General features: G+C 67.6%; 21 protein-coding genes. 10 read left to right on the forward strand and 11 right to left on the reverse strand.

The genetic code is table 11. The features are described from left to right. Positions 1-71 precede the first annotated feature (71 nt). Complete coding sequence (locus tag ACVOK1_RS04135; protein WP_049434844.1) at positions 72-851, forward strand: ferredoxin--NADP reductase; 780 nt, start codon at positions 72-74, stop codon at positions 849-851. A 160-nt stretch (positions 852-1,011) separates the two neighbouring features. On the opposite strand, the gene ACVOK1_RS04140 is transcribed toward ACVOK1_RS04135, so the two are convergent. Beyond that, entirely contained in the window at positions 1,012-1,491 is a 480-nt protein-coding gene (locus ACVOK1_RS04140) for a glutathione peroxidase (protein ID WP_406235562.1), read from the reverse strand. A 140-nt stretch (positions 1,492-1,631) separates the two neighbouring features. On the opposite strand from ACVOK1_RS04140, the gene ACVOK1_RS04145 reads away from it, so the two are divergent. Then, positions 1,632-3,800, forward strand: a complete 2,169-nt coding sequence (locus ACVOK1_RS04145; protein ID WP_313053963.1) for a M3 family metallopeptidase — start codon at positions 1,632-1,634, stop codon at positions 3,798-3,800. A 124-nt stretch (positions 3,801-3,924) separates the two neighbouring features. Here ACVOK1_RS04145 and cfa read toward each other — a convergent pair whose 3' ends face one another. Genes cfa through ACVOK1_RS04160 form a run of 3 tightly spaced genes read right to left on the reverse strand, consistent with a single transcriptional unit; the run spans position 3,925 to position 6,278 of the window. After that, positions 3,925-5,040 (reverse strand): cyclopropane fatty acyl phospholipid synthase, encoded by a 1,116-nt coding sequence (cfa, locus tag ACVOK1_RS04150; protein WP_481561212.1) that lies wholly within the window; start codon positions 5,038-5,040, stop codon positions 3,925-3,927. Between the two features lie 17 nt (positions 5,041-5,057). Next, positions 5,058-5,939 carry a DUF3298 and DUF4163 domain-containing protein gene (locus ACVOK1_RS04155; protein WP_481561213.1) on the reverse strand — a complete coding sequence of 294 codons (882 nt, stop codon included), beginning with the start codon at positions 5,937-5,939 and terminating at the stop codon, positions 5,058-5,060. A 36-nt stretch (positions 5,940-5,975) separates the two neighbouring features. Next, entirely contained in the window at positions 5,976-6,278 is a 303-nt protein-coding gene (locus tag ACVOK1_RS04160) for a GNAT family N-acetyltransferase (protein WP_079222461.1), read from the reverse strand. 211 nt (positions 6,279-6,489) lie between these two features. On the opposite strand from ACVOK1_RS04160, the gene ACVOK1_RS04165 reads away from it, so the two are divergent. Beyond that, positions 6,490-6,654 (forward strand): hypothetical protein, encoded by a 165-nt coding sequence (locus tag ACVOK1_RS04165; protein ID WP_204324079.1) that lies wholly within the window; start codon positions 6,490-6,492, stop codon positions 6,652-6,654. Positions 6,655-6,698: 44 nt separating this feature from the next. On the opposite strand, the gene ACVOK1_RS04170 is transcribed toward ACVOK1_RS04165, so the two are convergent. Further along, positions 6,699-7,322: a rhomboid family intramembrane serine protease gene (locus ACVOK1_RS04170; protein WP_108769327.1), complete on the reverse strand. Its 624-nt coding sequence runs from the start codon at positions 7,320-7,322 to the stop codon at positions 6,699-6,701. 12 nt (positions 7,323-7,334) lie between these two features. Then, positions 7,335-8,900, reverse strand: coding sequence for a POT-type proton-dependent oligopeptide transporter (locus tag ACVOK1_RS04175; RefSeq protein ID WP_481561214.1), 1,566 nt, complete (start codon positions 8,898-8,900; stop codon positions 7,335-7,337). A 160-nt stretch (positions 8,901-9,060) separates the two neighbouring features. On the opposite strand from ACVOK1_RS04175, the gene ACVOK1_RS04180 reads away from it, so the two are divergent. Next, on the forward strand, positions 9,061-9,912 hold the full coding sequence (locus ACVOK1_RS04180) for an endonuclease/exonuclease/phosphatase family protein (RefSeq protein ID WP_481561215.1): 852 nt from the start codon (positions 9,061-9,063) through the stop codon (positions 9,910-9,912). Between the two features lie 98 nt (positions 9,913-10,010). On the opposite strand, the gene ACVOK1_RS04185 is transcribed toward ACVOK1_RS04180, so the two are convergent. Further along, positions 10,011-10,622, reverse strand: coding sequence for a superoxide dismutase (locus tag ACVOK1_RS04185; protein ID WP_481561216.1), 612 nt, complete (start codon positions 10,620-10,622; stop codon positions 10,011-10,013). A gap of 224 nt (positions 10,623-10,846) precedes the next feature. Between ACVOK1_RS04185 and ACVOK1_RS04190 the strand changes: the two genes are divergently transcribed. Together ACVOK1_RS04190 and ACVOK1_RS04195 are read left to right on the forward strand one after the other, a co-directional pair. Further along, positions 10,847-11,308: a guanyl-specific ribonuclease gene (locus ACVOK1_RS04190; RefSeq protein WP_406235546.1), complete on the forward strand. Its 462-nt coding sequence runs from the start codon at positions 10,847-10,849 to the stop codon at positions 11,306-11,308. Further along, positions 11,305-11,718, forward strand: coding sequence for a barstar family protein (locus tag ACVOK1_RS04195; protein ID WP_108769331.1), 414 nt, complete (start codon positions 11,305-11,307; stop codon positions 11,716-11,718). The genes ACVOK1_RS04190 and ACVOK1_RS04195 overlap by 4 nt, the downstream gene beginning before the upstream one ends. A gap of 90 nt (positions 11,719-11,808) precedes the next feature. Here ACVOK1_RS04195 and ACVOK1_RS04200 read toward each other — a convergent pair whose 3' ends face one another. Together ACVOK1_RS04200 and ACVOK1_RS04205 are read right to left on the reverse strand one after the other, a co-directional pair. Further along, positions 11,809-13,572, reverse strand: coding sequence for a DNA polymerase III subunit gamma/tau domain-containing protein (locus ACVOK1_RS04200; protein WP_481561217.1), 1,764 nt, complete (start codon positions 13,570-13,572; stop codon positions 11,809-11,811). A 10-nt stretch (positions 13,573-13,582) separates the two neighbouring features. Continuing rightward, positions 13,583-14,182, reverse strand: a complete 600-nt coding sequence (locus ACVOK1_RS04205; RefSeq protein ID WP_116864319.1) for an NfuA family Fe-S biogenesis protein — start codon at positions 14,180-14,182, stop codon at positions 13,583-13,585. A gap of 90 nt (positions 14,183-14,272) precedes the next feature. On the opposite strand from ACVOK1_RS04205, the gene ACVOK1_RS04210 reads away from it, so the two are divergent. The 3 genes from ACVOK1_RS04210 to zupT all read left to right on the forward strand — a co-directional run bounded on the left by ACVOK1_RS04210 (position 14,273) and on the right by zupT (position 15,944). Then, positions 14,273-14,623, forward strand: coding sequence for a 4a-hydroxytetrahydrobiopterin dehydratase (locus ACVOK1_RS04210; RefSeq protein WP_079222470.1), 351 nt, complete (start codon positions 14,273-14,275; stop codon positions 14,621-14,623). Continuing rightward, on the forward strand, positions 14,620-15,036 hold the full coding sequence (locus ACVOK1_RS04215; RefSeq protein WP_164075433.1) for an energy transducer TonB: 417 nt from the start codon (positions 14,620-14,622) through the stop codon (positions 15,034-15,036). The genes ACVOK1_RS04210 and ACVOK1_RS04215 overlap by 4 nt, the downstream gene beginning before the upstream one ends. A 98-nt stretch (positions 15,037-15,134) precedes the next feature. Continuing rightward, entirely contained in the window at positions 15,135-15,944 is an 810-nt protein-coding gene (zupT, locus tag ACVOK1_RS04220) for a zinc transporter ZupT (RefSeq protein WP_481561218.1), read from the forward strand. Between the two features lie 267 nt (positions 15,945-16,211). Here the strand turns inward: zupT and ACVOK1_RS04225 are convergent, their stop codons facing one another. Continuing rightward, the gene (locus tag ACVOK1_RS04225; RefSeq protein WP_108758233.1) at positions 16,212-17,186 is read right to left on the reverse strand and encodes an RluA family pseudouridine synthase; all 975 of its coding nucleotides are present in this window, start codon (positions 17,184-17,186) and stop codon (positions 16,212-16,214) included. Positions 17,187-17,593: 407 nt separating this feature from the next. On the opposite strand from ACVOK1_RS04225, the gene ACVOK1_RS04230 reads away from it, so the two are divergent. Further along, complete coding sequence (locus ACVOK1_RS04230; RefSeq protein WP_481561219.1) at positions 17,594-20,839, forward strand: Rne/Rng family ribonuclease; 3,246 nt, start codon at positions 17,594-17,596, stop codon at positions 20,837-20,839. Positions 20,840-21,005: 166 nt separating this feature from the next. Here ACVOK1_RS04230 and ACVOK1_RS04235 read toward each other — a convergent pair whose 3' ends face one another. Next, entirely contained in the window at positions 21,006-21,890 is an 885-nt protein-coding gene (locus ACVOK1_RS04235) for an endonuclease/exonuclease/phosphatase family protein (RefSeq protein WP_481561220.1), read from the reverse strand. Between the last annotated feature and the right edge of the window lies 1 nt (position 21,891).

The raw sequence follows: 21,891 nt of genomic DNA on the forward strand, positions 1-21,891 counted from the left end.
TCCGGATAATGAGAACCCCTCTCATTTGAGGTAGAATGGCGGGGACGAACCCATTGCCTGAATGTGCCCCCATGTCTTCCGCTTTCGGCGCCGAAACGGTGCTTGAGGTCCGCCACTGGACCGATGCCTACTTCAGTTTCACCCTCACCCGCGACAGCGGCTTCCGTTTCGAGAACGGCCAGTTCGTGATGATCGGCCTGGAGACCGAGGCGCGGCCGCTGCTGCGCGCGTACTCCATCGCCAGCGCCAACTGGGAAGAACACCTGGAGTTCTTCAGCATCAAGGTGCAGGACGGCCCGCTGACCTCGCGCCTGCAGCACATCAAGCCGGGCGACAAGGTGCTGGTCGGCAAGAAGCCCACCGGCACCCTGCTGATCAGCGACCTGCACCCGGGCAAGAACCTGTACCTGCTGGGTACCGGCACCGGCATGGCGCCGTGGCTGTCGGTCATCAAGGACCCGGAAACCTACGAGCGCTTCGAGAAGGTGATCCTCTGCCACGGCGTGCGCTACGAGAAGGACCTGGCCTACCGCGATTACTTCGAGAAGGAACTGCGTGAGCACGAGTTCCTCGGCGAGATGATCGGCGACAAGCTGCTGTACTACCCGGCCGTCACCCGCGAGCCGTTCGCCAACCAGGGCCGCCTGACCCAGCTGATGGAAAGCGGCGAGATGCAGCGCACCCTGGGCCTGCCGGAACTGAGCCCGGAGAACGACCGCGCGATGATCTGCGGCAGCCCGCAGATGCTGGCCGACCTGCGCACCGTGCTCGACGCGCGTGGCTTCCAGGTATCGCCGCGTATCGGCCAGCCCGGCCACTACGTGTTCGAACGCGCCTTCGTCGAGAAGTAAGGCACCTCGGTAGCGCCGGGCCATGCCCGGCGGATGAGTCAGTAGAGCCGAGCCTATGCTCGGCTTGCGCGCGAAGCGCGCCTGCATCGTTCGCCGGACAGCAGCCGAGCATGGGCTCGGCTCTACGGGAATGCCGGCCAGCGGCCGGCACTACCCTCGTTCACAGCAGCGCTTCGATCGCGCTGCGCAGCTGTTCCGGTGCGGTGGTCGGCGCATAGCGCGCCACCACCTGGCCCTGGCGGTCGAGCAGGAACTTGCTGAAGTTCCATTTGATGCGGGCGATGCCCAGCAGGCCGCGCTTCTCGTGCGACAGCCAGTGCCACAGCGGATCGGCGCCCTCGCCATTGACCTCGATCTTCTGCGAGAGCGGGAAGCTGACCGGGTAATCGAGCGAACAGAACTGGCGGATCTGCGCCGCGTCGCCAGGCTCCTGCGCACCGAACTGGTTGCAGGGGAAGCCGACCACCACCAGGCCACGGTCGCGGTAGTCCTGCCACAGCTGTTCCAGGCCGGTGTACTGCGGGGTGAAGCCACAGCGGCTGGCGACGTTGACCAGCAGCAGCGGCCGGCCCTGGTACTGCGCCAATGCCTGCGGCTGGCCATCCAGGTCCACGAAACCGAAGTCGAAGGCGTTGGGCATGGCGTACCGTCCGGAGGGGGAGCCCCATGGTAATCGCAGGCCGCGCCGGTTTGCGCCGCCGGGCATGCCTTTTGACACAAGTGGCGCGCGGGCCGGGCGGGTTAACCTCGGGCACTTGTCTGTCTTACCGGAGTACCGCCTTGACCACCCGCCTTGCCCTTGCCGTGGCCATGACCCTCGGCCTTGCCCTGCCCGCCTATTCGGCCAGCGCCGCCACCCCGGCCGCTGCCGCCAACGCCCAGCAGGCCAACCCGTTCTTCGCCGACAGCCCGCTGCCGCTGCACTTCCCGCAGTTCGACAAGATCAAGGACAGCGACTTCGCCCCGGCCTTCGACGCCGGCATGGCGCAGCAGCTGAAGGAAGTGGAGGCGATCGCCAACACCAAGGCCAAGCCGACCTTCGACAACACCATCATCGCCCTGGAAAAGAGCGGTGACGTGCTGGACCGCGCGACCACCGTGTTCTTCAGCCTGGTCGGCGCCGACACCAACGATGCGCGCAAGAAGCTGCAGGCCGACTACTCGGCGAAGTTCGCCGCGCACAGCGATGCGATCGCGCTGAACGGCAAGCTGTTCGCCCGCATCCAGGCGCTGTATGACACCCGCAGCCAGCTGGGCCTGGACGCCGAAGGCGTGCGCCTGGTCGAGAAGTACTACGACAACTACGTGCGCTCCGGCGCCAAGCTGTCCGAGGCCGACAAGGCCACGCTGAAGACCATGAACGCCGAGCTGGCCAACCTGGGCACCAAGTTCAGCCAGAACGTGCAGTCGGAAGTGAACGCCTCGGCGATCACCGTCGACGACGTCAAGCAGCTCGACGGCCTGTCCCAGGAACAGATCGCCGCTGCCGCCGAAGCCGCCAAGGCCCGCGGCCTGGACGGCAAGTACGTGATCACCCTGCTCAACACCACCGGCCAGCCGCCGCTGACCAACCTGGCCAACCGCGCGCTGCGCCAGAAGATCTACGAAGCCTCGATCACCCGTGGCAGCCGCGGTGGTGAGTTCGACAACACCGCGCTGGTCTCGCGCATCATGCAGCTGCGCGCCGACAAGGCGAAGCTGATGGGCTTCCCGAACTTCGCCGCGTACAACCTGACCAACCAGACCGCGAAGAACCCCGAAGCCGTCAACGCGATGCTGGGCAAGCTGGCCCCGGCCGCCGTGGCCAACGCCAAGCGCGAAGCCGCCGACCTGCAGGCGATGATCGACAAGGAACAGAAGGCCGCCGGCAAGAAGACCTTCGCTCTGGAGCCGTGGGACTGGGCGTTCTACAGCGAGAAGGTGCGCCAGGCCAAGTACAACTTCGACGAATCCCAGCTCAAGCCGTACTTCGAAATGAAGAACGTGCTGGAGAACGGCGTGTTCTTCGCCGCCAACCAGGAATTCGGCCTGACCTTCAAGCAGCGCACCGACCTGCCGGTGTACCACGACGACGTCACCGTCTATGACGTGTTCGATGCCGACGGCAGCCAGCTGGCGATCTTCATCTTCGACCCGTACGCGCGTGCGTCCAAGCGCGGTGGCGCCTGGATGAACTCCTACGTCTCGCAGTCCAAGCTGACCGGCTTCAAGCCGGTGGTCGCCAACCACCTCAACATCCCCAAGCCGCCGGCCGGCCAGCCGACCCTGCTGACCTGGGATGAGGTGAGCACCACCTTCCACGAATTCGGCCACGCCCTGCACGGCATGTTCTCCAACGTGAAGTACCCGTACTTCTCGGGCACCGCCGTGCCGCGCGACTTCGTCGAGTTCCCCTCGCAGGTCAACGAGATGTGGGCCGACAACCCGGCCATCCTGAAGAACTACGCCAAGCACTACCAGAACGGTTCGGCGATGCCGCAGGCGCTGCTGGACAAGGTGCTGGCCGCGGCCAAGTTCAACCAGGGCTTCGCCACCACCGAATACCTGGGTGCGGCGATGCTGGACCAGAACTGGCACCAGCTGGCGGCCGACAAGGTGCCGGCAGCCAAGGACGTGATGGCCTTCGAGCGCGCCGCGCTGGAGAAGGACGGCATCTACTACGCGCCGGTTCCGCCGCGCTACCGTACCCCGTACTTCAGCCACATCATGGGCGGCTACTCGGCCGGCTACTACGCCTACATCTGGTCGGAAGTGCTGGACGCCAACACCCAGAAGTGGTTCAAGGACAACGGTGGCCTGAGCCGCAAGAACGGCGACCACTTCCGCGCGACCCTGCTGTCCAAGGGCGGCAGCGTGGATGCCATGCAGCTGTTCCGCGATTTCGCCGGCCACGAGCCGCAGATCGAACCGCTGCTGGAAAAGCGTGGCCTGACCGGCGCCGGCAACTGATCGCCCGCGCGGTAGCGTGAAATGAAAACCGCCCGGGAAACCGGGCGGTTTTTTGTTGGGATGGGGTCAGAGCCCGGGGTCGGATCCCTTTCCAACGGAAAGGGCTCTGACCCCAGCCACACCCTCAACGCGGCGCCACATACCCGCCGCGCACACCCTCCGGCGACAGCACCAGCTGCCACAGCTGCGCATGCCGGCAGCGGAACGTGGCCATCGATCCGGCCAGGTAGAACCGCCACATGCGGCGGAAATGCTCGTCGTAGCGCGCATCCAGCTGCGGCCACGCCGCCTCCACGTTGCGCCGCCACGCCTGCAGCGTCAGGTCGTAGTCGGTGCCGAAGTTGTGCCAGTCCTCCAGCACGAAGCGCCCTTCGAAGGCGCGGGTGATCTGCGCGGCCGAGGGCAGCATCGAATTGGGGAAGATGTAACGCGCGATCCACGGATCGGTGCGGTGGCGGGACACGTTGCTGCCGATGCTGTGCAACAACAGCAGCCCGCGCGGTGACAGGCAGCGCCGCGCCACCTCGAAGAAGCGGTCGTAGTTCTTGTCGCCCACATGCTCGAACATGCCGATGGAAAACACCGCGTCGAACGGCTCGTCCAGTTCGCGGTAATCCTGCAGGCGGATCTCGATGGGCAGGCCGGCGCACAGCTCGCGCGCGTAGGCCGCCTGCTCCTGCGAGATGGTCACGCCGACGCCGCTGACGCCATGACGCTCGGCGGCATACTTCAGTGCCTCGCCCCAGCCACAGCCGATGTCCAGCACGCGCTGGCCCGGGCGCAGGCCCAGCTTGCGGCAGACCAGATCGAGCTTGGCCTCCTGCGCGGCATCCAGATCGACGGCATTGCGCCAGTAGCCGCAGCTGTAGACCAGGCGCTGGCCGAGCATGGCCTGGTACAGGTCGTTGCCCAGGTCGTAGTGGCGGCGGCCGACTTCATAGCTGCCCTGCCCGGCCTGCAGGTTGAACAGCCGCGCCTTCAGCGCATCGGCCACCTCGCGCCAGCCATGCACGCGTTCGTCCAGGTGCGCCATCATCAGCTGGACCAGGAATTCATCCAGAACGTTGGCATCCCACCAGCCGTCCATGTAGCTCTCGCCCAGGCCGAGCGAGCCGTGGCCCATGACCCGCGCGAAGAAGCGCGGGTCATGCACCTGGATGTCCTGCGGCTGGGTGCCGCCGATGCGGACCCCGGCTTCCTGGAGCAGGCCGGCAACCCGCTCCTGCAACCCTGTGTCCACGCATCCTCCGTCTGCGGTTACCCGCGTGCGAACAGCGCCACGTAATCCTTGGCCACGTGCGGCAGCAGCACCGCGGCCGGCACATCGGCCGTCTGCGTGCCGTCCGAATACGGGCCCACCTGGTAGGGCGGGAACACGAAACGCAGCGCCGTGATCTGGCCCTTGTCGTCGGTCAGCGGCTGGAACTGGCTGAAGTTCTCGGCCTGCGGGCCGGTGCCCTCGGCAATCATCCGCGAGGCATTGCGCAGCGATTCCTGCAGGTCGGCCGGCTGCATGTCCTCGCTGCTGAGGCGGGTGGCCACGCGCTCGCGCAGCTGGTCGGCAACGAAATCACTGATCGCCTTCCAGCCCTTGTCATCGGCCACCAGCGTGCCGGCGCTGAGCATCTGCTGCTGTTGTGGCAGCCACACGAAACGCGCCACCAGTGGCTCGCCATGGGCGCCACCGGTGTAGCGGCTGCCATCGGCACTGACCACCACCAGCTGCGGGGTCTCCAGCACCTTCTCGAAGCTCAGCGACAGCTCGTACGGCATGGTCGGCTTGTCGTTGCCCAGCCCGTCCAGCGCCTGCTGCAGGTCGCCGCGGGCGGAGGTGGCGTAGTCCTGCAGCGCGCGCGCCAGGCCCGGGTAGCGGTCGATGCCGGCCGGATAGCTGATGCCGACCACTTCGCGCTCGTTGTTCTCCACCACGTCGCGCAGGTCCAGCGGCGCTTCGGTGGCAGGCGTCGGCTCGGTCACGGCAGCTTCTGCCGCCGGTGCCGCATCGGGGGCCGCAGCCGCCTCTTCACCACGCTGGCAACCGGCCAGCAGCAGCACGCCCATTGCGCCGGCCAGCGCGCTCACGCGCAGCAGCCGGTTGTTTCCAGTCTTCATCGGGATCCCCTGTTCATGTTCGTACATCATCGCCTGCGATGGCTGAAGCGTGGCCCGCTGCATTCAGCCTACCAGCAGGTCGTGAAACTCCTCGTGGCGCTGCAGGAACGCCTCGGCATAGGCGCAGGCCGGCACCACCTTGTACTTGTGCTCGCGGGCGAAGCGCAGAGCGACGCGGGTCAGCTCACCGGCGATGCCGCGGCCGGCGATCGGCTCGGGCACCTCGGTATGGGTGATGACCATGCGCCGCCGCTTGATCTGGTAGTCCAGCAGTGCCCGCTGTCCACGCACATGGGCGATGAAACGGTGGTTGGCCTGGTCGTGCTCGACCTCATAGGCCAGACCGGGGGGCGTGACCGAAGCCATGGGACTGTCTCCTGCGACGACTGCGCGCATGGTGCGCAGCCGGGCGCCATGACCGTGTGAAGCCTGAACAGGGGCAGGTCTGGACGATCTGCGTCAGATCCCGACCCTCAAGCTGCAGCGATGGCGGCCGCTATCCCCTCTGGAGGGATACGGCCCGATTGGCACGCCCCTTGCGATTGTTGCCCCTGTGTCATGCCTTTGGAGGCCCGCCATGCACCCCAGCGATTCCCGTACCGATACCGACCACGCCCTGCTGGAGGGCCTGCTGCAGCTGGCAGTGGAAGGTCAGACCGACGACCAGGACTTCCAGCGGATCGGCGAGGAGGTGTACTCGCGCCTGCTCGACACCTACGGCCAGACCATCCGGGCGGCCTGAGCCCCCCCTGCGGGGCGGATCCGGGGGGAGCCGACCCTCGCCCCTCAGCGGCCGAACCCGAACGTCGGGTTCGACAGCTGCGCCAGGAAGTGGCCGAAGATGGCCGGCTGCATGGCCAGCATGAAGATCACGCCGAACGCGGCACCGGCCAGGTGCGCGCTGTGGTTGATGCGGTCGCCGCCGCGCTTGTCCATCCAGATGCTGTAGCCGACGTAGAACACGGCATAGATGATCGCCGGCGCCGGAATGAAGAACACCAGGATGATCGTCCACGGGCTGAGCAGGATGAAGGCGAACAGCACCGCCGACACCGCGCCCGACGCACCCAGGCTCAGGTAGTTCGGGTTCTTCTGGTTCTTCAGGTAGCTCGGCAGGATCGAGACCAGCAGCGCCCCCAGGTAGAACGCCGGGTAGGTCAGCCAGCTGCCGGTCAACGACAGCATCACCTTCTCGATCTGCCCGCCGAAGAAGAACAGCGTGATCATGTTGAAGATCAGGTGCGACCAGTCGGCATGCACGAAGCCGTAGGTGATCAGGCGGTCGTACTGGCGGTGGCGGTCCACCGCCGGCGGCCACAGGATCAGGCGGTCAGCCAGCTTGCGGTTGTTGAACGCCATCCACGACAGGAGGGCGGTGATGGCGATCAACAGCAGATTGACGGGGGTCATGTCGGCTCAGGCTCAGGCAGTGCGGTAGTTGTCGACCATACGATAGCGTTTCGCATACCAACCGAAGGCCAACGCCGCAACGAACGCGAAACCGGCGAAGAAGAACATCAGGAACGCCGCCTCGCTGAGGCCGGTCCCGGCGATCTTCTCGGTCACCGTGTGGTTGCGCACGGCTGCATTCGACAGCAGCACCCACAGGTTGCCGATGGTGGTGGTCAGGTTCCAGAAGCTCATCACCACGCCCTTCATGGCCTGCGGGGCCTGGCTGTAGGCGAACTCCAGGCCGGTGGCCGAGACCAGCACCTCACCGAAGGTCAGCAGCGCGTACGGCAGTATCTGCCAGAAGATGGACATGGCATTGCCGCCGTCCATCACCACCTGGATGCCACCGACCACGATCCAGGCCAGGCCGCTGAAGGCGATGCCGGCAGTCATCCGGCGCAGCGCGGTCGGCTCGAAGCCGAAGCGGCGCAGGGCCGGGTACAGCACCAGGTTGTTGAACGGAATCAGGATCATCACCAGCAGCGGGTTCAATGCCTGCATCTGCGAGGCGGTGAACCAGCTCGGCATCTGCATCTGCTGGCCCTGCAGGACCCAGGTCGAGGCCTTCTGGTCGAACAGCGAGAAGAACGGGGTGGTCAGGGCGAAGATGACCAGCACGCGCAGCACCGAGCGCACGCCTTCCACGGCTTCGGCCGGGTGCTGGCCACGGGCGCGGTCCAGCTGCATCCAGGTGCCGCCGCCGATGCCGGCCAGGACCAGCACCAGCGCGATGCACAGGCAGATGACGATGCCCAGGCTGCCGACCAGGCCCAGCGAGGCCGCCGCCAGCACCACGCCGGCCACGGCCATGGCCAGGCCCGGACGGCCCTGCCCGGCCACGCGCGTGGTCAGCGCGGTGCGCACCACGCTGGCGAACGAATGCGGGTCCTTCGGCGGCAGCGGCACCAGCACGTAGCGCCTGCGGCCCAGCCAGAACACGAAGGTGGCGATGAACATCAGGATGCCCGGGATGCCGAACGCCCACTGCGGGCCCCAGTTCTTCAGCACCAGCGGGATCAGCAGCGAGGCGAACAGCGAGCCGAAGTTGATGATCCAGTAGAAGGCATCGAAGACGAACTTGGCCAGGTGCTTGTTGCTCTGGTCGAACTGGTCACCCATGAACGAGGCCACCAGCGGCTTGATGCCACCGGCACCCAGCGCGATCAGGCCCAGGCCGAGGAAGAAGCCTTCGCGGCTGTTCTCGAACAGCGCCAGGCAGAGATGGCCGGCGCAGTAGACCAGGCTGAACCAGAGGATGGTGTGGTACTTGCCGAAGAACTTGTCGGCCAGCCAGCCACCGAGCAGCGGGAAGAAGTACACGCCGATCATGAAGCTGTGCATGATGTCCTTGGCTTCACCGGCGCGGCCTTCTGCAGTGATTTCCTGCAGCAGCAGCGAGGTGATCAGGAACTGCACCAGGATGTTGCGCATCCCGTAGAAGCTGAACCGTTCGCAGGCCTCATTGCCGATGATGTAGGGGATCTGGCGCGGCATCTTTCCCTGGCCGGCGATGGGGGCGACTGCGTCGTGGCTCATCCTGTAAGGCATTCCTGCAAAGCGAAAGGCGCAGTTTACGGAAGCAGTGGCTGCTAAGCACGCTGCACGGCTGCATGACAGGGCCGCCAATCCATGGCAGGCAATCGCAACCCTGCCGGAAGTCACGGCACCTCCACGGCAAAAGCGTAAACTTATCGTTATGCGCCACCGCCCCCCTGCCCGCCTCCTGCTTGGTTGCCTCGTGCTGCTGCTGGCTGCGCCCGCGTGGGCGCGACCGCAGGCCACGCCGCTGGCGGGTGCCGTCGCTGACGAGGGCCGGCAGCTGACCGTGGCCGCGCTGGAACTGCCCAGCCGCGATGACGCGCAGTGGAAGCAGCGCCGCGAACAGGTGCTGCAGCTGCTGACCGAACTGCAGCCGGATGTGATCTCGGTGCAGCAGGTGCAGCAGCAGCAGGGCCGCAACCCCGCCTGCTGGCTGGCCAGCCGGCTGCGCTACAGCTGCGATTTCGTCACCGCCGACCCGCCCAGCCAGCCGCTGCGGCACGGCAATGCGATGCTGACCCGGCTGCCGGTGAGCGAGGACGGGGTGACCCTGCTGCATCCGCCCGGCACCTTCAGCGCGGCCGGCATGATGCGCCTGCGGATGGGCGAGGCCCTGCTCAACGTCTATGTGGCCCGCCTGCGCCCCGACCCGGACGAAGCCACGGCACGCCAGCACCAGACCAGCGACCTGATGACCTGGATCGGCGCCACGTCCGACGGCATGCCCAGCCTGATCGCCGGCGACTTTGCCGCAGCGACCCCCGAACTGGTACGCAGCACGCCCGGTTTCCAGCCGGCGCGGCGCAACCCCGGCGGCAGGCCCGACGCCCCGGCCGCCAGCGGTGGCGGCGCCAGCGGCCATGGCCTGGACGTGCTGTTCCAGGTCAAGTATTTCGGCGGCATCCGCCAGCAGGCGATCCTGCTGCCCGCCGACGGCGACCTGCCCGGCCTGCGCCTGGGCGTGATGGCCACGTTGCGGCTGCAGGGTGTGCCGGCTACCACCGAATAGGGATTCCATGGTTGCCGGCCAGCGGCCGGCACTACCGATGCGGAAAACAAAAAGGCCGGGGTTTCCCCCGGCCTCTTCGTTTCAGCCTGTCACCGCACTCAGGCGATGGCTTCCTGGTAACGACGCTCGACTTCGTTCCAGTCGATGACGTTGAAGAACGCGCCGATGTATTCCGGGCGACGGTTCTGGTACTTCAGGTAGTAGGCGTGTTCCCACACGTCCAGGCCGAGGATCGGCGTGTTGCCTTCCATCAGCGGGCTGTCCTGGTTGCCGGTGCTCTCGACCACGACCTTCTTGTCCGGGGTCACGCTCAGCCAGGCCCAGCCGCTGCCGAAGCGGGTCAGCGCAGCCTTGGTGAAGGCGTCCTTGAACTTCTCGAAACCGCCCAGGTCCTTGTCGATGGCCTTGGCCACGTCACCGACCGGGTTGCCGCCGGCGTTGGGGGCCATCACGGTCCAGAACAGCGAGTGGTTGGCGTGGCCACCACCGTTGTTGCGCACCGGACCCTGCAGGTTCTCCGGCAGCGACTTCAGCTTCTTCACCAGCTCTTCGACCGGCAGGTCAGCGTACTCGGTGCCTTCCAGCGCCGCGTTGACGTTGTTGATGTAGGTCTGGTGATGCTTGGTGTGATGGATTTCCATCGTTGCCGCATCGATGTTCGGTTCCAGAGCGTCGTAGGCGTAGGACAGCTTGGGCAGGGTGTAGGCCATGATGCATCTCCTGATAGCGAGGGCACCCGACGGCGTCGTCGGGCGGTGCGCGTTGAATGATGGGGACAGACCGCCAGATTACCAAGGGGGATGTAAAGGAAATTGCGTCCTGCGGGTGATTGCATTGGCAATTGTTACGCAGCAGTGACGCGGCCACCGCTCCTCATGCACGGTGCAGCGCGCAGGCGCTACAGTGCACGCACTTCCCTCGCCCGCCACGGCCCATGCGCAATCCCCGGCTGTTGATCACCGCCATCGCCCTGCTGCTGCTTGGGCTGGTCGCCAACCATTTCCTGCAGCGGCCGCCGGCACCGCAGTTCGCGCCGGACCTGCAGGGTGCCAGCAACCGCAGCGCGCCGGCCGCGCGCGCCGCTGGCAGCGACCGCAGCGATGGCCTGCCCGGTTTCCTGCCTGCCGAGGCGCGGCAGACCATCGCCCTCATCCAGCGCGGCGGCCCCTTCCCGCACCGCCAGGACGGCACCACCTTCGGCAACCGCGAGCAGCGCCTGCCGCAGCGGCCGCGTGGTTACTACCGTGAGTACACGGTCGATACCCCCGGTGCCTCCAACCGCGGCGCGCGCCGCATCATCACCGGCGGCGACCCGCCGCAGGCGTGGTACTACACCGACGATCACTACGATTCGTTCCGCAGCTTCACCGTACCGGCCCCGGGAGAACGCCCATGAGCCACGACGATTTCGGCCTCGGCCTGCATGACATCAACAACGCTGGCGTCTATGCCATTGATACCGGCGACATCAGCGACCTGGCGGCGGCCATGCGCGATGCCTCGCTGAAGGTGATCCGCATCGACCTGCACGGCGTGACCGACAAGCGCACCCTGCTGGCGCGGCTGGCCGCGCAGCTGGATTTCCCGGCCGGCTTCGGCGGCAACTGGGATGCACTGGCCGACAACCTGCGCGACCTGCAGTGGCTGCCGGCACCGGGCTACGCCCTGTTCCTGGCCGATGTGGATGCGCTGCGCGCGGGCGCGGCGAAGGACTTCGACACGCTGCTGGACGTGATGGACGAAGCCAGCCGCGACTGGGTCGGGCGCGACGTGCCGTTCTGGGTGTTCCTCTCGCAGAGCGAGTGAGGACCTGATCCACGCATGGCGTGGATCTACTGGTAGCGCCGGGCCACGCCCGGCGAGCGCGCAGCGCGGCATGCGGCGGACAGTCCGCCGTTACCGGCTGCCGTTATCTTCCTGGAGTTCTTTCTTGAACGGGATGTCCGGTGGCGGTCGTGCCACCGCCGGCTGGTCCTGCATGTTCGGGTCGCTCAGGCCACAGCCACCACCGGCCTGCAGGATCGAGATCACGCAGGAGATCTTCGTGCTGGTACCCGGCAACGGAATCTCCATCGCCTTGACGCCCTTGCGCACCCATTCGGCCAGCAGCGATTCCTGCGGCACCCAGTACTTGTCGAACGAGGTCGGCGTGTAGTCGTACGGCGGCCGCTTCAGCCAGCGGCCCGATTCGGCGATGCGTTCCTTGGTCCAGCCATCGTTGGCCCCACCCGGCGCGCCGCGCTCGGCAGCACCCTTGCCTTCCTGGCCGGGCACCTTGACGCTGCCGTCGGCATTGAACAGCCCCTGCCCCGCGCCCTGCGAGCTGGCCTGCGCCGCACCGCTGCGCGCACCGTCGCGGTTGCGATCCGAGGCACCCCAGTCGTCGCCCTTGGCCGGCGTAGCCCAGTTGCCCGGCGTCGGCGCGGGACGCGCACCGGCCTGTGCCGGCGTCGCCGCGCTGGCGGCCGGGCGTGATGCACTCGCGGTGGACGGACTGGCCGCGCTGCCCGCCGGTGCCGGCGCAGGTGTACTGCTGGCACCACTGGCGGGAGACGGCGCCGCGACCGGCGCGTTGGCCACGCTGCGTTCGCGCACCTGCACGTCACGGCCTGTCGGCGCGCGCACGCTGGGTTCGCGCCCAGGCACGGCCGCCATCCGCACCTGCGGGTCGACCACCGCCTGCACTTCGCGCTCGCGCACCTGCACCTCGCGCTGCTGCGGCAGGCGCACCTGCACCTCGGCGCTGCGCAGCGGTTGCGGCGCCACGGGTGCTTCCACCGTGGCGACCTCGCGCTCCTGTACCTGTACCTCGCGCACCGCAGGGGCAGGCACGGCCAGCTGCGGCGTGCGCACCTCCATCGTCACGGCAGGCGCCTGCACTGTCTGCACGCTGAGCTCGCGCACGGCAGGCGTGCTGTCACGCGGCACGATGTTCACTTCGGTGCGCGGCACGCTGACCGGCGGCACCACGAAATCGGTGGTCGCCTCGGCCACGGCGGTGGCCTGCACCGGTGTCGGCGGAGGCGCAGCCTGCGGTGCGGGCTCGCTCTGCGCCGGCGGTGGCGGCGTCACTGCGGCACTGCTCGCCGGGGCAGGCGCGGCTGCAGCAGGCGCGGCCGGTTGCGGACGCGGCGCGCTGCCCTCACCCGCCGGCTGGCCACTGGCCACCGCGCCCACTTCGGCAGCAGCGACCGCCTCGGCGCCGGGCTGGTCGCCGCCGCCTTCCTGTGCGCCGCGGCCGACAAATTCAATCTGCACGCGCTCGCCTTCGGCACCGGCGTCGTCCGGCGCGGTGGTGCGGATCACCGCCACCCACAGCAGCAACAGGAAGAACAGCAGGTGCAGCAGCGCGCTGACCACCGCCGAGGTCCAGCGCATCCAGCGCTGGTCACGCGGGGCCGGTTCCCACCCCTGCCACAGCAGGCGCCGCGCCGCGCCCCACGGGCCCAAGGCCGGCAGCAGCCCGGGCCGTCCGGGCAATGGCCGTGGCAGCAGCACCGCGATCACGTCGCTGGCATGGAACGGCCGCGCGATCGGCTTCAGCGAGCGCAGCCAGATCGCCCAGCCATACGGCAGGCGCGTGCGCTTTTCGAGGATGAGGGGGTGCTGCTGGCGGGCCAGCAGCAGATCGATCAGTTGCTCGGCTCTGGGCAGAGGCACGCGTTGGCGATCAGGCGGCGTTGCCGCGGGGGATGTACGGCGCGTGTCCGCTGTCATGGTCGGTCGCGTCGCGCACGGCGGTCACGCCGGGCACGCGGCCCATCAGCGTCTTTTCGATGCCCTGCTTGAGCGTGACGTCAGCCATGCCACAGCCCTGGCAGCCGCCACCGAAGCGCAGCAGCACCACGCCATCGGCCGAAACTTCCTGCACGGCGACCTTGCCGCCATGCGAAGCCAGCTGCGGATTGACTTCGTTTTCCACGACCCAATGCACGCGCTCGACCAGCGAGGCGGCCTCGCCGGGCGCTTCGCCCTTGATGCGCGGGGCCTTGATGGTCAGCTGCTGGGTGCCGGCGGTGCCGGGAACGATGTCGATCTCGGCACCGTCGAGCCAGCCCACGCTGAGCGCGTCGACATAGAGGGTGAAGCCATCGCAGTCCACGGCCCACTCGTCACCGAGCAGGTCGCTGGGTTCGGCGAACTCCAGGCGGGCGTCTGCGCGCGGCGTGCCGGGATCGACGGCGCTCAGGCGCACGCCCATGCCGGGCACGCCCTCGCGTTCGATCAGCTTGCGGAAGTGGGTCTGGGCAGTGTCGGAGATCTGGATCATCAGGCTATTCTAGCCAAGTCGGCGCCGGTCGCTCATTCGGTTTATACACCGGCCGGCGCATTGTTCAGTCAATTCGAGGTGGAGGAACCCATGTCCGACCTGATTCCGCTGGCACAGGCGCGTTGCGTGCCGCGCAAGGGCAGCGACCACAAGCTGGGCGAAGCGCGCCTGGCCGAACTGCTGCCGCAGGTGCCGGGCTGGGAACTGGCCGAGGCCGGCCAGGCGCTGGTGCGCACGTTCCGCTTCAAGGATTACTACGCCACCATGGCCTTCGTGAACGCGCTGGCCTGGATCGCCCACCACGAGGACCACCACCCGGACCTGGGCGTGCACTACGACCGCGCCGTCGTGCGCTACTCCACCCACGACGTGGGCGGGCTGAGCGAGAACGACTTCATCTGCGCGGCCAAGACCTCGGCCCTGACGGAGCACGTGAAATGAATGTTCGACTGCTGAGCCTGTCCCTGCTCGCCGCCACCGGCCTGGCCGGCTGCGGTTCGTCCGAGCCGCCGGCACCGCCGGCCGCGCCGCCCACCGAGGTGGCTGCGGTGAAGACCCCGCCGCCGCAGTACCCGATGGAGCTGGCCTGCACCGGCGTGGGCGGCACCAGCACCTTCAAGGTCACCATCGGCACCGATGGCCGCCCCAGCGAGGTTCTGCTGCTGACCGGCGCCGGCAACCCGCAGCTGGATGACCTGGCCAAGACCGCCGTCCAGGCATGGGAATTCAAGGCCGCCACCCGCAATGGCCAGGCCGTGCCCGCCACCATCCAGGTGCCGGTCAGCTTCAACCCGCCGCAGCCGAAGCCGGACCAGTGCTTCGCCGTTGAAGAGCGGATGCGCCGCGGCGGCTGAAGGCCGACGTAGCGACCAGGCCAGCCGACGCCCGCCTTGCCCCCGCCGCCCCGGCCTGACCCGGGGCGGCTGCTGAACGACCAGGAACGCGTCGGTAAATGCTGCAGATCTCCCCGGAAAACTTCTGGATCGCGCTCGCGGTCACCCTCGCCGCTGGCCTGGCGACGGCCATCGGCAGCCTGCTGGTCCTGTTCTCGCGCCGCCCGAGCCCGCGCCTGCTGGCGTTCGGCCTGGCGTTTGCCGGCGGCGCGATGGTGTATGTCTCGCTGTCGGAAATCCTGAACAAGTCGATCGAATCGTTCGCCCTGGCCTACGGCGCGCGCGGCGGCTTCACCTGGGGAACCATCGCCTTCCTGCTGGGCGTGCTGGCGATCGTGGCCATCGACCATCTGATTCCGAACCCGCACGAGACGCTGGATTCGAAGGAACCGGCGTTCCGCGACAACAACAAGGCCTACATCAAGCGCGTCGGCCTGCTGACGGCCGTGGCGATCACCGCGCACAACTTCCCCGAAGGCCTGGCCACCTTCTTCGCGACGGTGGAAAGCCCGTCGGTGGGCATGCCACTGGCCTTCGCCATCGCCATCCACAACATCCCCGAGGGCATCGCCATCGCGGTGCCGGTGTACTTCGCCACCCAGAGCAAGCTGCCCGCCTTCATGGCCAGCCTGCTGTCGGGCCTGGCCGAGCCGGTGGGCGCGGTGCTCGGCTATTTCCTGCTGAAGGGCTCGCTGTCGCACGCCACGTTCGGCTGGGTGTTCGGGCTGATTGCCGGCGTGATGGTGTTCCTGGCGCTGGATGAGCTGCTGCCTGCAGCCAAGCGCTATGCCAAGGGCCACGAGACCGTGTACGGGCTGGTGGCGGGCATGGGCACACTGGCGATCAGCCTGGTGCTGTTCAAGTGGTGAGGGGTTCCCGGCCAACGGGCTGAGCCCCCTCGCGGCTGGCCATCGAGGGCATCGCTCGAGGTCACGGGCGGGGCCGGCTTGCAGGGGACGCCGTGAACCCATCCTTGGGGGCTTGTCCGCGGCATCCATGCCGCAGACACCCCTGCAAGCCGACCCCGCCCGTGTCCCGTCATTTTTCCGTGCACGCCGGCCGCGCGATAAAAAATTGAAAAGCGAAGCGCGCGCTGCGCGCGTGAGTCGAGCGTGGCTCGACTCTACATGGGTCGCTTACTTCAGGCGGTCGAGCGCTTCCACCAGCTCGTCGGCAAGCGGTGCGTTCAGCACGTACGGGGTCTTGCCGGCGTCCAGCGCGAACTCGAGCGAGGCCGCGTGCAGGAACAGACGCTTCAGCCCGATCTGCTCACGAAGCCGCTTGTTGACTGCCGGATCGCCGTATTTGTCGTCACCAGCCACCGGATGCCCCAGATGCTGGGCATGCACGCGGATCTGGTGGGTACGGCCGGTCTCGATGCGCACTTCGCAGTACGAATGGCCGCCCTTGCGCTCCAGCACCCGGAAGTGGCTGATCGATTCCTTGCCGATCGCGTTGACCTGCACATGGCGCTCGCCGCCCTGGCGCAGGCCAACGTGCAGCGGCGCGTCGACCGTCATCACGCCGTCGGGCATGCGCCCGGCCAGCAGGGTCAGGTAGCGCTTGCGGATGCCGGCGCCGTGGTCTTCACGCAGCAGCGCCTGCAGCTCGCTCAGCGCCGAACGCTTCTTGGCCACGATCAGCAGGCCCGAGGTGTCGCGATCCAACCGGTGGACCAGCTCCAGGGTCTGCCCCGGGCGCAGGGCACGCAGGGTCTCGATGGCGCCGAAGCTGATGCCGCTCCCGCCGTGGCTGGCCACGCCGGTCGGCTTGTTCAGGGCCAGCAGGCGCGCATCTTCGAAGACGATGGCCTGCTCCAGCCGGCGCATGAAGGACTCGGGCGGACCCGCTTTGTCTCCTTCCTCGGTGAGACGAACCGGCGGCACACGCACCTCGTCGCCCGCCTCCAGCTTGCGTTCGGCCTTGGCGCGGCCGCCATTCACGCGGACCTGGCCGCTGCGCACCAGCTTGTAGACCAGGCTGCGCGGGGCGCCCTTGAGCTGGCCCAGCAGGAAATTGTCCAGGCGCTGGCCTGCACGGTCCTCGGGAACGGTGATCATGCGCACGGAAGGCTTGTCGCCAGCGGGCTTGGTGGGGTCTGAGGCAGTCATCTGGCTGTTTATTCTGTTACACTCGGGGGGCGAGATAAGGGATTGATTTTGTTGGAAGTTACTCAGGGCCAGAAGCCCAGCTTCCGACGAATCCGGCACAGTGCGCGACCACCGCCCGCGGGGCGGCCATGTTAGCGGCTCACCGGCCTTCCCGGCCATCGCCGGATGCCTGACACGCAACCGTGCTGAACATGTCCCGTGTGGCGCTCCAGCCTGGCTGACAGCTGCCTCCGGCCCTGCAACACCCCAAAACCAGAAAAGTGAAGCGCTCCCGCGGCCTGCCGTGGTGTCGTAGCGCTGGAAACCCAAGCCGCCCTCCCCGCGCATGCGCGAATGGGCGGTGAACCGTGTCCAGAGGCGAAACCCCATGGCGTTCCGCGCGGTAGCCGCTTGCGAGGAACGCAACAATGAAGCGAATGCTGATCAACGCCACGCAGGCCGAAGAGCTGCGTGTTGCCATCGTCGATGGCCAGTCGTTGTATGACATCGATATCGAGCAGCCGGCGAAGGAACAGAAGAAGTCCAACATCTACAAGGGCCGGATCTTCCGCATCGAGCCCTCGCTGGAAGCGGCCTTTGTCGAATACGGTGGTGGCCGCCATGGCTTCCTGCCGCTGAAGGAAATTTCCCGCGACTACTTCCAGGCCGGCGTCGACCACAACAAGGCCGGCATCCGCGAGCTGCTGAAGGAAGGCCAGGAAATCGTCGTCCAGGTGGACAAGGAAGAGCGTGGCAACAAGGGCGCCGCCCTGACCACGTTCATCTCCCTCGCCGGCCGTTACATGGTGCTGATGCCGAACTCGCCGAGCGCGGGCGGTGTCTCCCGTCGCATCGAAGGCGAAGACCGGGCCGCCCTGAAGGACGCCCTGGACAAGCTGAACATCCCCGACGACATGGGCGTGATCATCCGCACCGCCGGCGTCGGCCGCGATGCCGAAGAGCTGCAGTGGGATCTGGACTACCTGCTTAACGTCTGGCGCGCCATCGCCGAAGCTGCCCTGAGCAAGCCGGCCCCGTTCCTGATCTACCAGGAATCGCGCCTGATCGTGCGCGCCCTGCGTGACTACCTGCGCGCCGACATCGGCGAGATCCTGGTGGACACCGAGGAGATGTACGAGCACGCCCGCGAGTTCATGCAGCAGGTGATGCCGCAGACCCTGCGCAAGCTCAAGCATTACAAGGACGACATCCCGCTGTTCAACCGCTTCCAGATCGAATCGCAGATCGAAGGCGCCTACGAGCGCAACGTGCGCCTGCCGTCGGGCGGCTCGATCGTGGTCGACCAGACCGAGGCGTTGACCGCCGTCGACGTCAACTCCTCGCGCGCCACCAAGGGCAGCGACATCGAGGACACGGCCTTCCAGACCAACCTGGAAGCGGCCGAGGAAGTGGCCCGCCAGCTGCGCCTGCGCGACCTGGGCGGCCTGGTGGTCATCGACTTCATCGACATGGCCTCCAACAAGCACCAGCGTGAAGTCGAGAACCGCCTGGCCAACGCGCTGAAGTACGACCGCGCGCGCGTCCAGGTCGGCCGCATCTCGCGCTTCGGCCTGCTCGAAATGAGCCGCCAGCGCCTGCGCCCGAGCCTGGGTGAATCCAGCCAGATCGTCTGCCCGCGTTGTGACGGCCACGGCCGCATGCGCAGCGTCGAGTCGCTGTCGCTGTCGATCATCCGCGTCGCCGAAGAGCATGCGATGAAGGAGAACACCGGGCAGGTGCTGGTCCAGGCCCCGGTGGAGATCGCCAATTACCTGCTGAACGAGAAGCGCAGCGCCCTGCGCGAGATCGAGCAGCGCCACGAAGCGCCGATCGTGATCGTCGCCGACGAACAGCTGCACACCCCGCACTACAACGTGACCCGCCTGCGCGAGAACGAGCTGGGTGAAGACAGCAACAAGCCGAGCTACCAGCGTGGCACCCCGCGCAAGCTGCCGGTGCACGCCCTGACCAAGGGCCAGCTGAACATCCCGCCGCCGGCCGTGACCCAGGTCAAGCACACCGCACCGGCCCCGGTGCGTGCCGAAGCCGAACCGGTGGCCGCTCCGGTCCCGGCACCGGTCGCCGCCGCCCCGGCACCGGCCGCCAGTGGCGGCGTGGTTGGCTGGCTGAAGCGCATCTTCGGTGGCGAGTCCGCTCCGGCCCCCGCTCCGGCCCCGGCTGCCCGCCAGCCGCAGCACGATGGCGGCCGCAAGGACCGCAACAGGGATCGCAACAAGGACCGCAAGGACCGTCGCGACGACAGCCGTGGCAACGGCGGCAACGGCAATGCGCAGCAGCAGAAGGACGGCGGCAACCGCAAGGACCGCGGTGAGCAGCGCAAGGACGGCCGCCAGGGCGGCAACAACAACGGCAATGCCCAGCAGCAGCCGCAGCAGGGCAAGCAGAAGGACGCCCAGCAGAAGGACGGCCAGCAGCAGCCGCAGCAGCAGAAGCAGCCGCGCAACGAGCAGCAGGGCCAGAACCCGCAGCAGCAGCCGAAGCTGAAGCAGCCGAAGCAGCCGCGTCCGCAGCAGGACAGCGAGAAGCCGGCCGAGAAGCCGCAGCGCGCCGCCGCCGAAGCACCGGTCGACACCGCAACCGCGGCTGCCGCCGTGGCCGCGACCGTCGTCGCCGCCAACGCAGTGACCGCGCAGGAAGGCACTGCACCGGCCGCTCCAGTGGCACCGGCTGCACCGGTCGCCGACGTGGTGGCGACTGATGCTGCACCGGTGGCCGATGCCACCGTTGACGCAGGCACTGACGCCGACGCGGTTGCCGTGTCCGGCGAAGATGCTGCGACCGATGCCGCAGGCGAACAGGCCGGGGAAGGCGCGACCCGCCGCCGTCGTGGCCGTCGCGGTGGCCGTCGTCGCCGCCGTGGTGGCGCCGAGAATGCCGCCGGTACCGATGCCCTGGGCGATGACCAGGACGACGGTGACGAAGCCGATGACAACGACAGCGCTGACCAGGCTGCCGACACTGCCGCCGAGGCCGCGCCGGTCGCCGCCGCGCAGCCGTCGCGCTCGCAGCCGGAATTCGATTTCGATGACGAAGTCGAGCCGGTGGCCGTGGAAGCTGAGAAGCCCGCCCGTGCACCGGTCGCCGTTGCCGCTGCCGCCCCGGTGGTTGCCGTGAGCAGCGCCGTGGTCGAAGCAGTCGCTCCTTCGCAGGAAGCCGCAGCTCCGGCACCGGTCATCAAGGCCGAGCCGGTCCAGCAGCCGGTGCAGACCAGCATGCTGGACCAGATCGACGCTGCAACCCCGGCCCAGCCGGCAGCACCGGTCGCTCCGGTGGCCGCGCCGGCACCGGTGGTCGTCGAAGCCGCTCCGGTGGTGGACGTGGCTCCGGTCGTCGAAGCCAAGCCGGCGATTGCTGAAGCTGCCCCGGTGGTTGAAGCCGCTCCGGTCGTGGCCGAGGTCGCTCCGGTTGTTGAAGCCGCTCCGGTGGTGGAAGCGAAGCCGGTCGTCAAGGCCGCCCCGGTGGTCGAAACCGCACCGGTCGTCGAGCAGCCGGCCGCGCCGGTCGAAGTTGCCGCACCGGTGGCCGAAGCCGTGGTGACGCCGTCGATCGAGCCGGTGGCCGATGGCCATGCCGATTCGGCCAGCCAGGCCACGGATGCCCAGGCATCGGACGAAGACGAAGAAGCCGCCAAGCGCACGCCGCCGGCGAACTGATCGTTCTTTGATCGCGTAAAACGAAACGGCGGGGATCGATGATCCCCGCCGTTTTTGTTTGTGCCCCGGTAGATGCCAACCTTGGTTGGCGCCGTTGATTCAACGCACGCGGACACTCCCGTGCCAACCAAGGTTGGCACCTGCCAGAACGAGAAACCCTGCGGGGTCAGCGTGCCGGGGCGAACTGCAGGCGGGTCCAGACCCCGTAATGGTCCGACGCCCAGCGACCGCTGTCGTCGGGCTGGTCGAACAGAATCTTCGCTTCGCGCGCGACCATCCGGTCCTGCTGGAAGAAGATGTGGTCGATGCGCGACGGCGCCTGGTAGTAGTGCCGGTTCAAGGTGCTCACACCGGCCAGGTCGGTGTTCACGTGCACGCTGCCGTAGCTGTCGCCGTAATGGCTGCGCAGCTCGCTCAGGTCGCCTGCATCCACCAGTGCGTTGAAGTCACCGGCGATCACCACTGGCGCACCGGCCGAGGTTTCGGTGATGTAGCGCAGCAGGTCTTCCACCTGGCTGCGGCGGATGCCCTGGCCACGCTCGTCGCTGCGCTCGTTCAGATGCGTGGCATAGACGTTCACCGGCTGCCCGTCCACGTCGATGCGCAGGTGTGCCACGGTGCGGTAGTCATCCAGCGGCTGCAGCAGGTGCTCGCCGTGGGCCAGGATCGAGCGCCGGGTCAGCAGGGCGTTGCCATAGCGCTTGGGCGCACCCACCGGATCGGTGGAAACGAAAACGTACTTGTAGCCGAGCTGGCTGGCCAGCCACTGTGCCTGGTTGCGCACGTTGCGGCGCTGGATCACTTCCTGCAGGGCGATGGCATCGGGCTGCAGGCGCTTGAGCTCAGCGACGATCGTGCGCCGCCGGGTCGGCCAGTCCTCGCGGTCATGGTGCAGGTTGAAGGTCACCATGCCCATGCCGGGCGCGGCCGATACCTCCGCAACGGCAGATTCACTCGACTGCTGCGCCATAACCAACCCCGGCAACGCCAATGCGATTGCCAGCCCCAGGGCGCGCAGTGCCACGCGCGCCCTCCCCTGCTTCAACGCCATG

The organism is Stenotrophomonas sp. STEN087 (genome assembly GCF_056759115.1).

Coding starts and splice junctions, on each gene's coding strand:
- ACVOK1_RS04185 (WP_481561216.1), bottom strand. CDS start 10,622: ATGGCCTACACCCTGCCCAAGCTGTCCTACGCCTACGACGCTCTGGAA.
- ACVOK1_RS04205 (WP_116864319.1), bottom strand. CDS start 14,182: ATGATCCAGATCTCCGACACTGCCCAGACCCACTTCCGCAAGCTGATC.
- ACVOK1_RS04165 (WP_204324079.1), top strand. CDS start 6,490: ATGCACCCCAGCGATTCCCGTACCGATACCGACCACGCCCTGCTGGAG.
- ACVOK1_RS04225 (WP_108758233.1), bottom strand. CDS start 17,186: ATGACTGCCTCAGACCCCACCAAGCCCGCTGGCGACAAGCCTTCCGTG.
- ACVOK1_RS04210 (WP_079222470.1), top strand. CDS start 14,273: ATGTCCGACCTGATTCCGCTGGCACAGGCGCGTTGCGTGCCGCGCAAG.
- ACVOK1_RS04215 (WP_164075433.1), top strand. CDS start 14,620: ATGAATGTTCGACTGCTGAGCCTGTCCCTGCTCGCCGCCACCGGCCTG.
- ACVOK1_RS04135 (WP_049434844.1), top strand. CDS start 72: ATGTCTTCCGCTTTCGGCGCCGAAACGGTGCTTGAGGTCCGCCACTGG.
- ACVOK1_RS04140 (WP_406235562.1), bottom strand. CDS start 1,491: ATGCCCAACGCCTTCGACTTCGGTTTCGTGGACCTGGATGGCCAGCCG.
- ACVOK1_RS04160 (WP_079222461.1), bottom strand. CDS start 6,278: ATGGCTTCGGTCACGCCCCCCGGTCTGGCCTATGAGGTCGAGCACGAC.
- ACVOK1_RS04235 (WP_481561220.1), bottom strand. CDS start 21,890: ATGGCGTTGAAGCAGGGGAGGGCGCGCGTGGCACTGCGCGCCCTGGGG.
- ACVOK1_RS04155 (WP_481561213.1), bottom strand. CDS start 5,939: ATGTACGAACATGAACAGGGGATCCCGATGAAGACTGGAAACAACCGG.
- zupT (WP_481561218.1), top strand. CDS start 15,135: ATGCTGCAGATCTCCCCGGAAAACTTCTGGATCGCGCTCGCGGTCACC.
- ACVOK1_RS04195 (WP_108769331.1), top strand. CDS start 11,305: ATGAGCCACGACGATTTCGGCCTCGGCCTGCATGACATCAACAACGCT.
- ACVOK1_RS04230 (WP_481561219.1), top strand. CDS start 17,594: ATGAAGCGAATGCTGATCAACGCCACGCAGGCCGAAGAGCTGCGTGTT.
- ACVOK1_RS04190 (WP_406235546.1), top strand. CDS start 10,847: ATGCGCAATCCCCGGCTGTTGATCACCGCCATCGCCCTGCTGCTGCTT.
- ACVOK1_RS04175 (WP_481561214.1), bottom strand. CDS start 8,900: ATGAGCCACGACGCAGTCGCCCCCATCGCCGGCCAGGGAAAGATGCCG.
- ACVOK1_RS04170 (WP_108769327.1), bottom strand. CDS start 7,322: ATGACCCCCGTCAATCTGCTGTTGATCGCCATCACCGCCCTCCTGTCG.
- ACVOK1_RS04180 (WP_481561215.1), top strand. CDS start 9,061: ATGCGCCACCGCCCCCCTGCCCGCCTCCTGCTTGGTTGCCTCGTGCTG.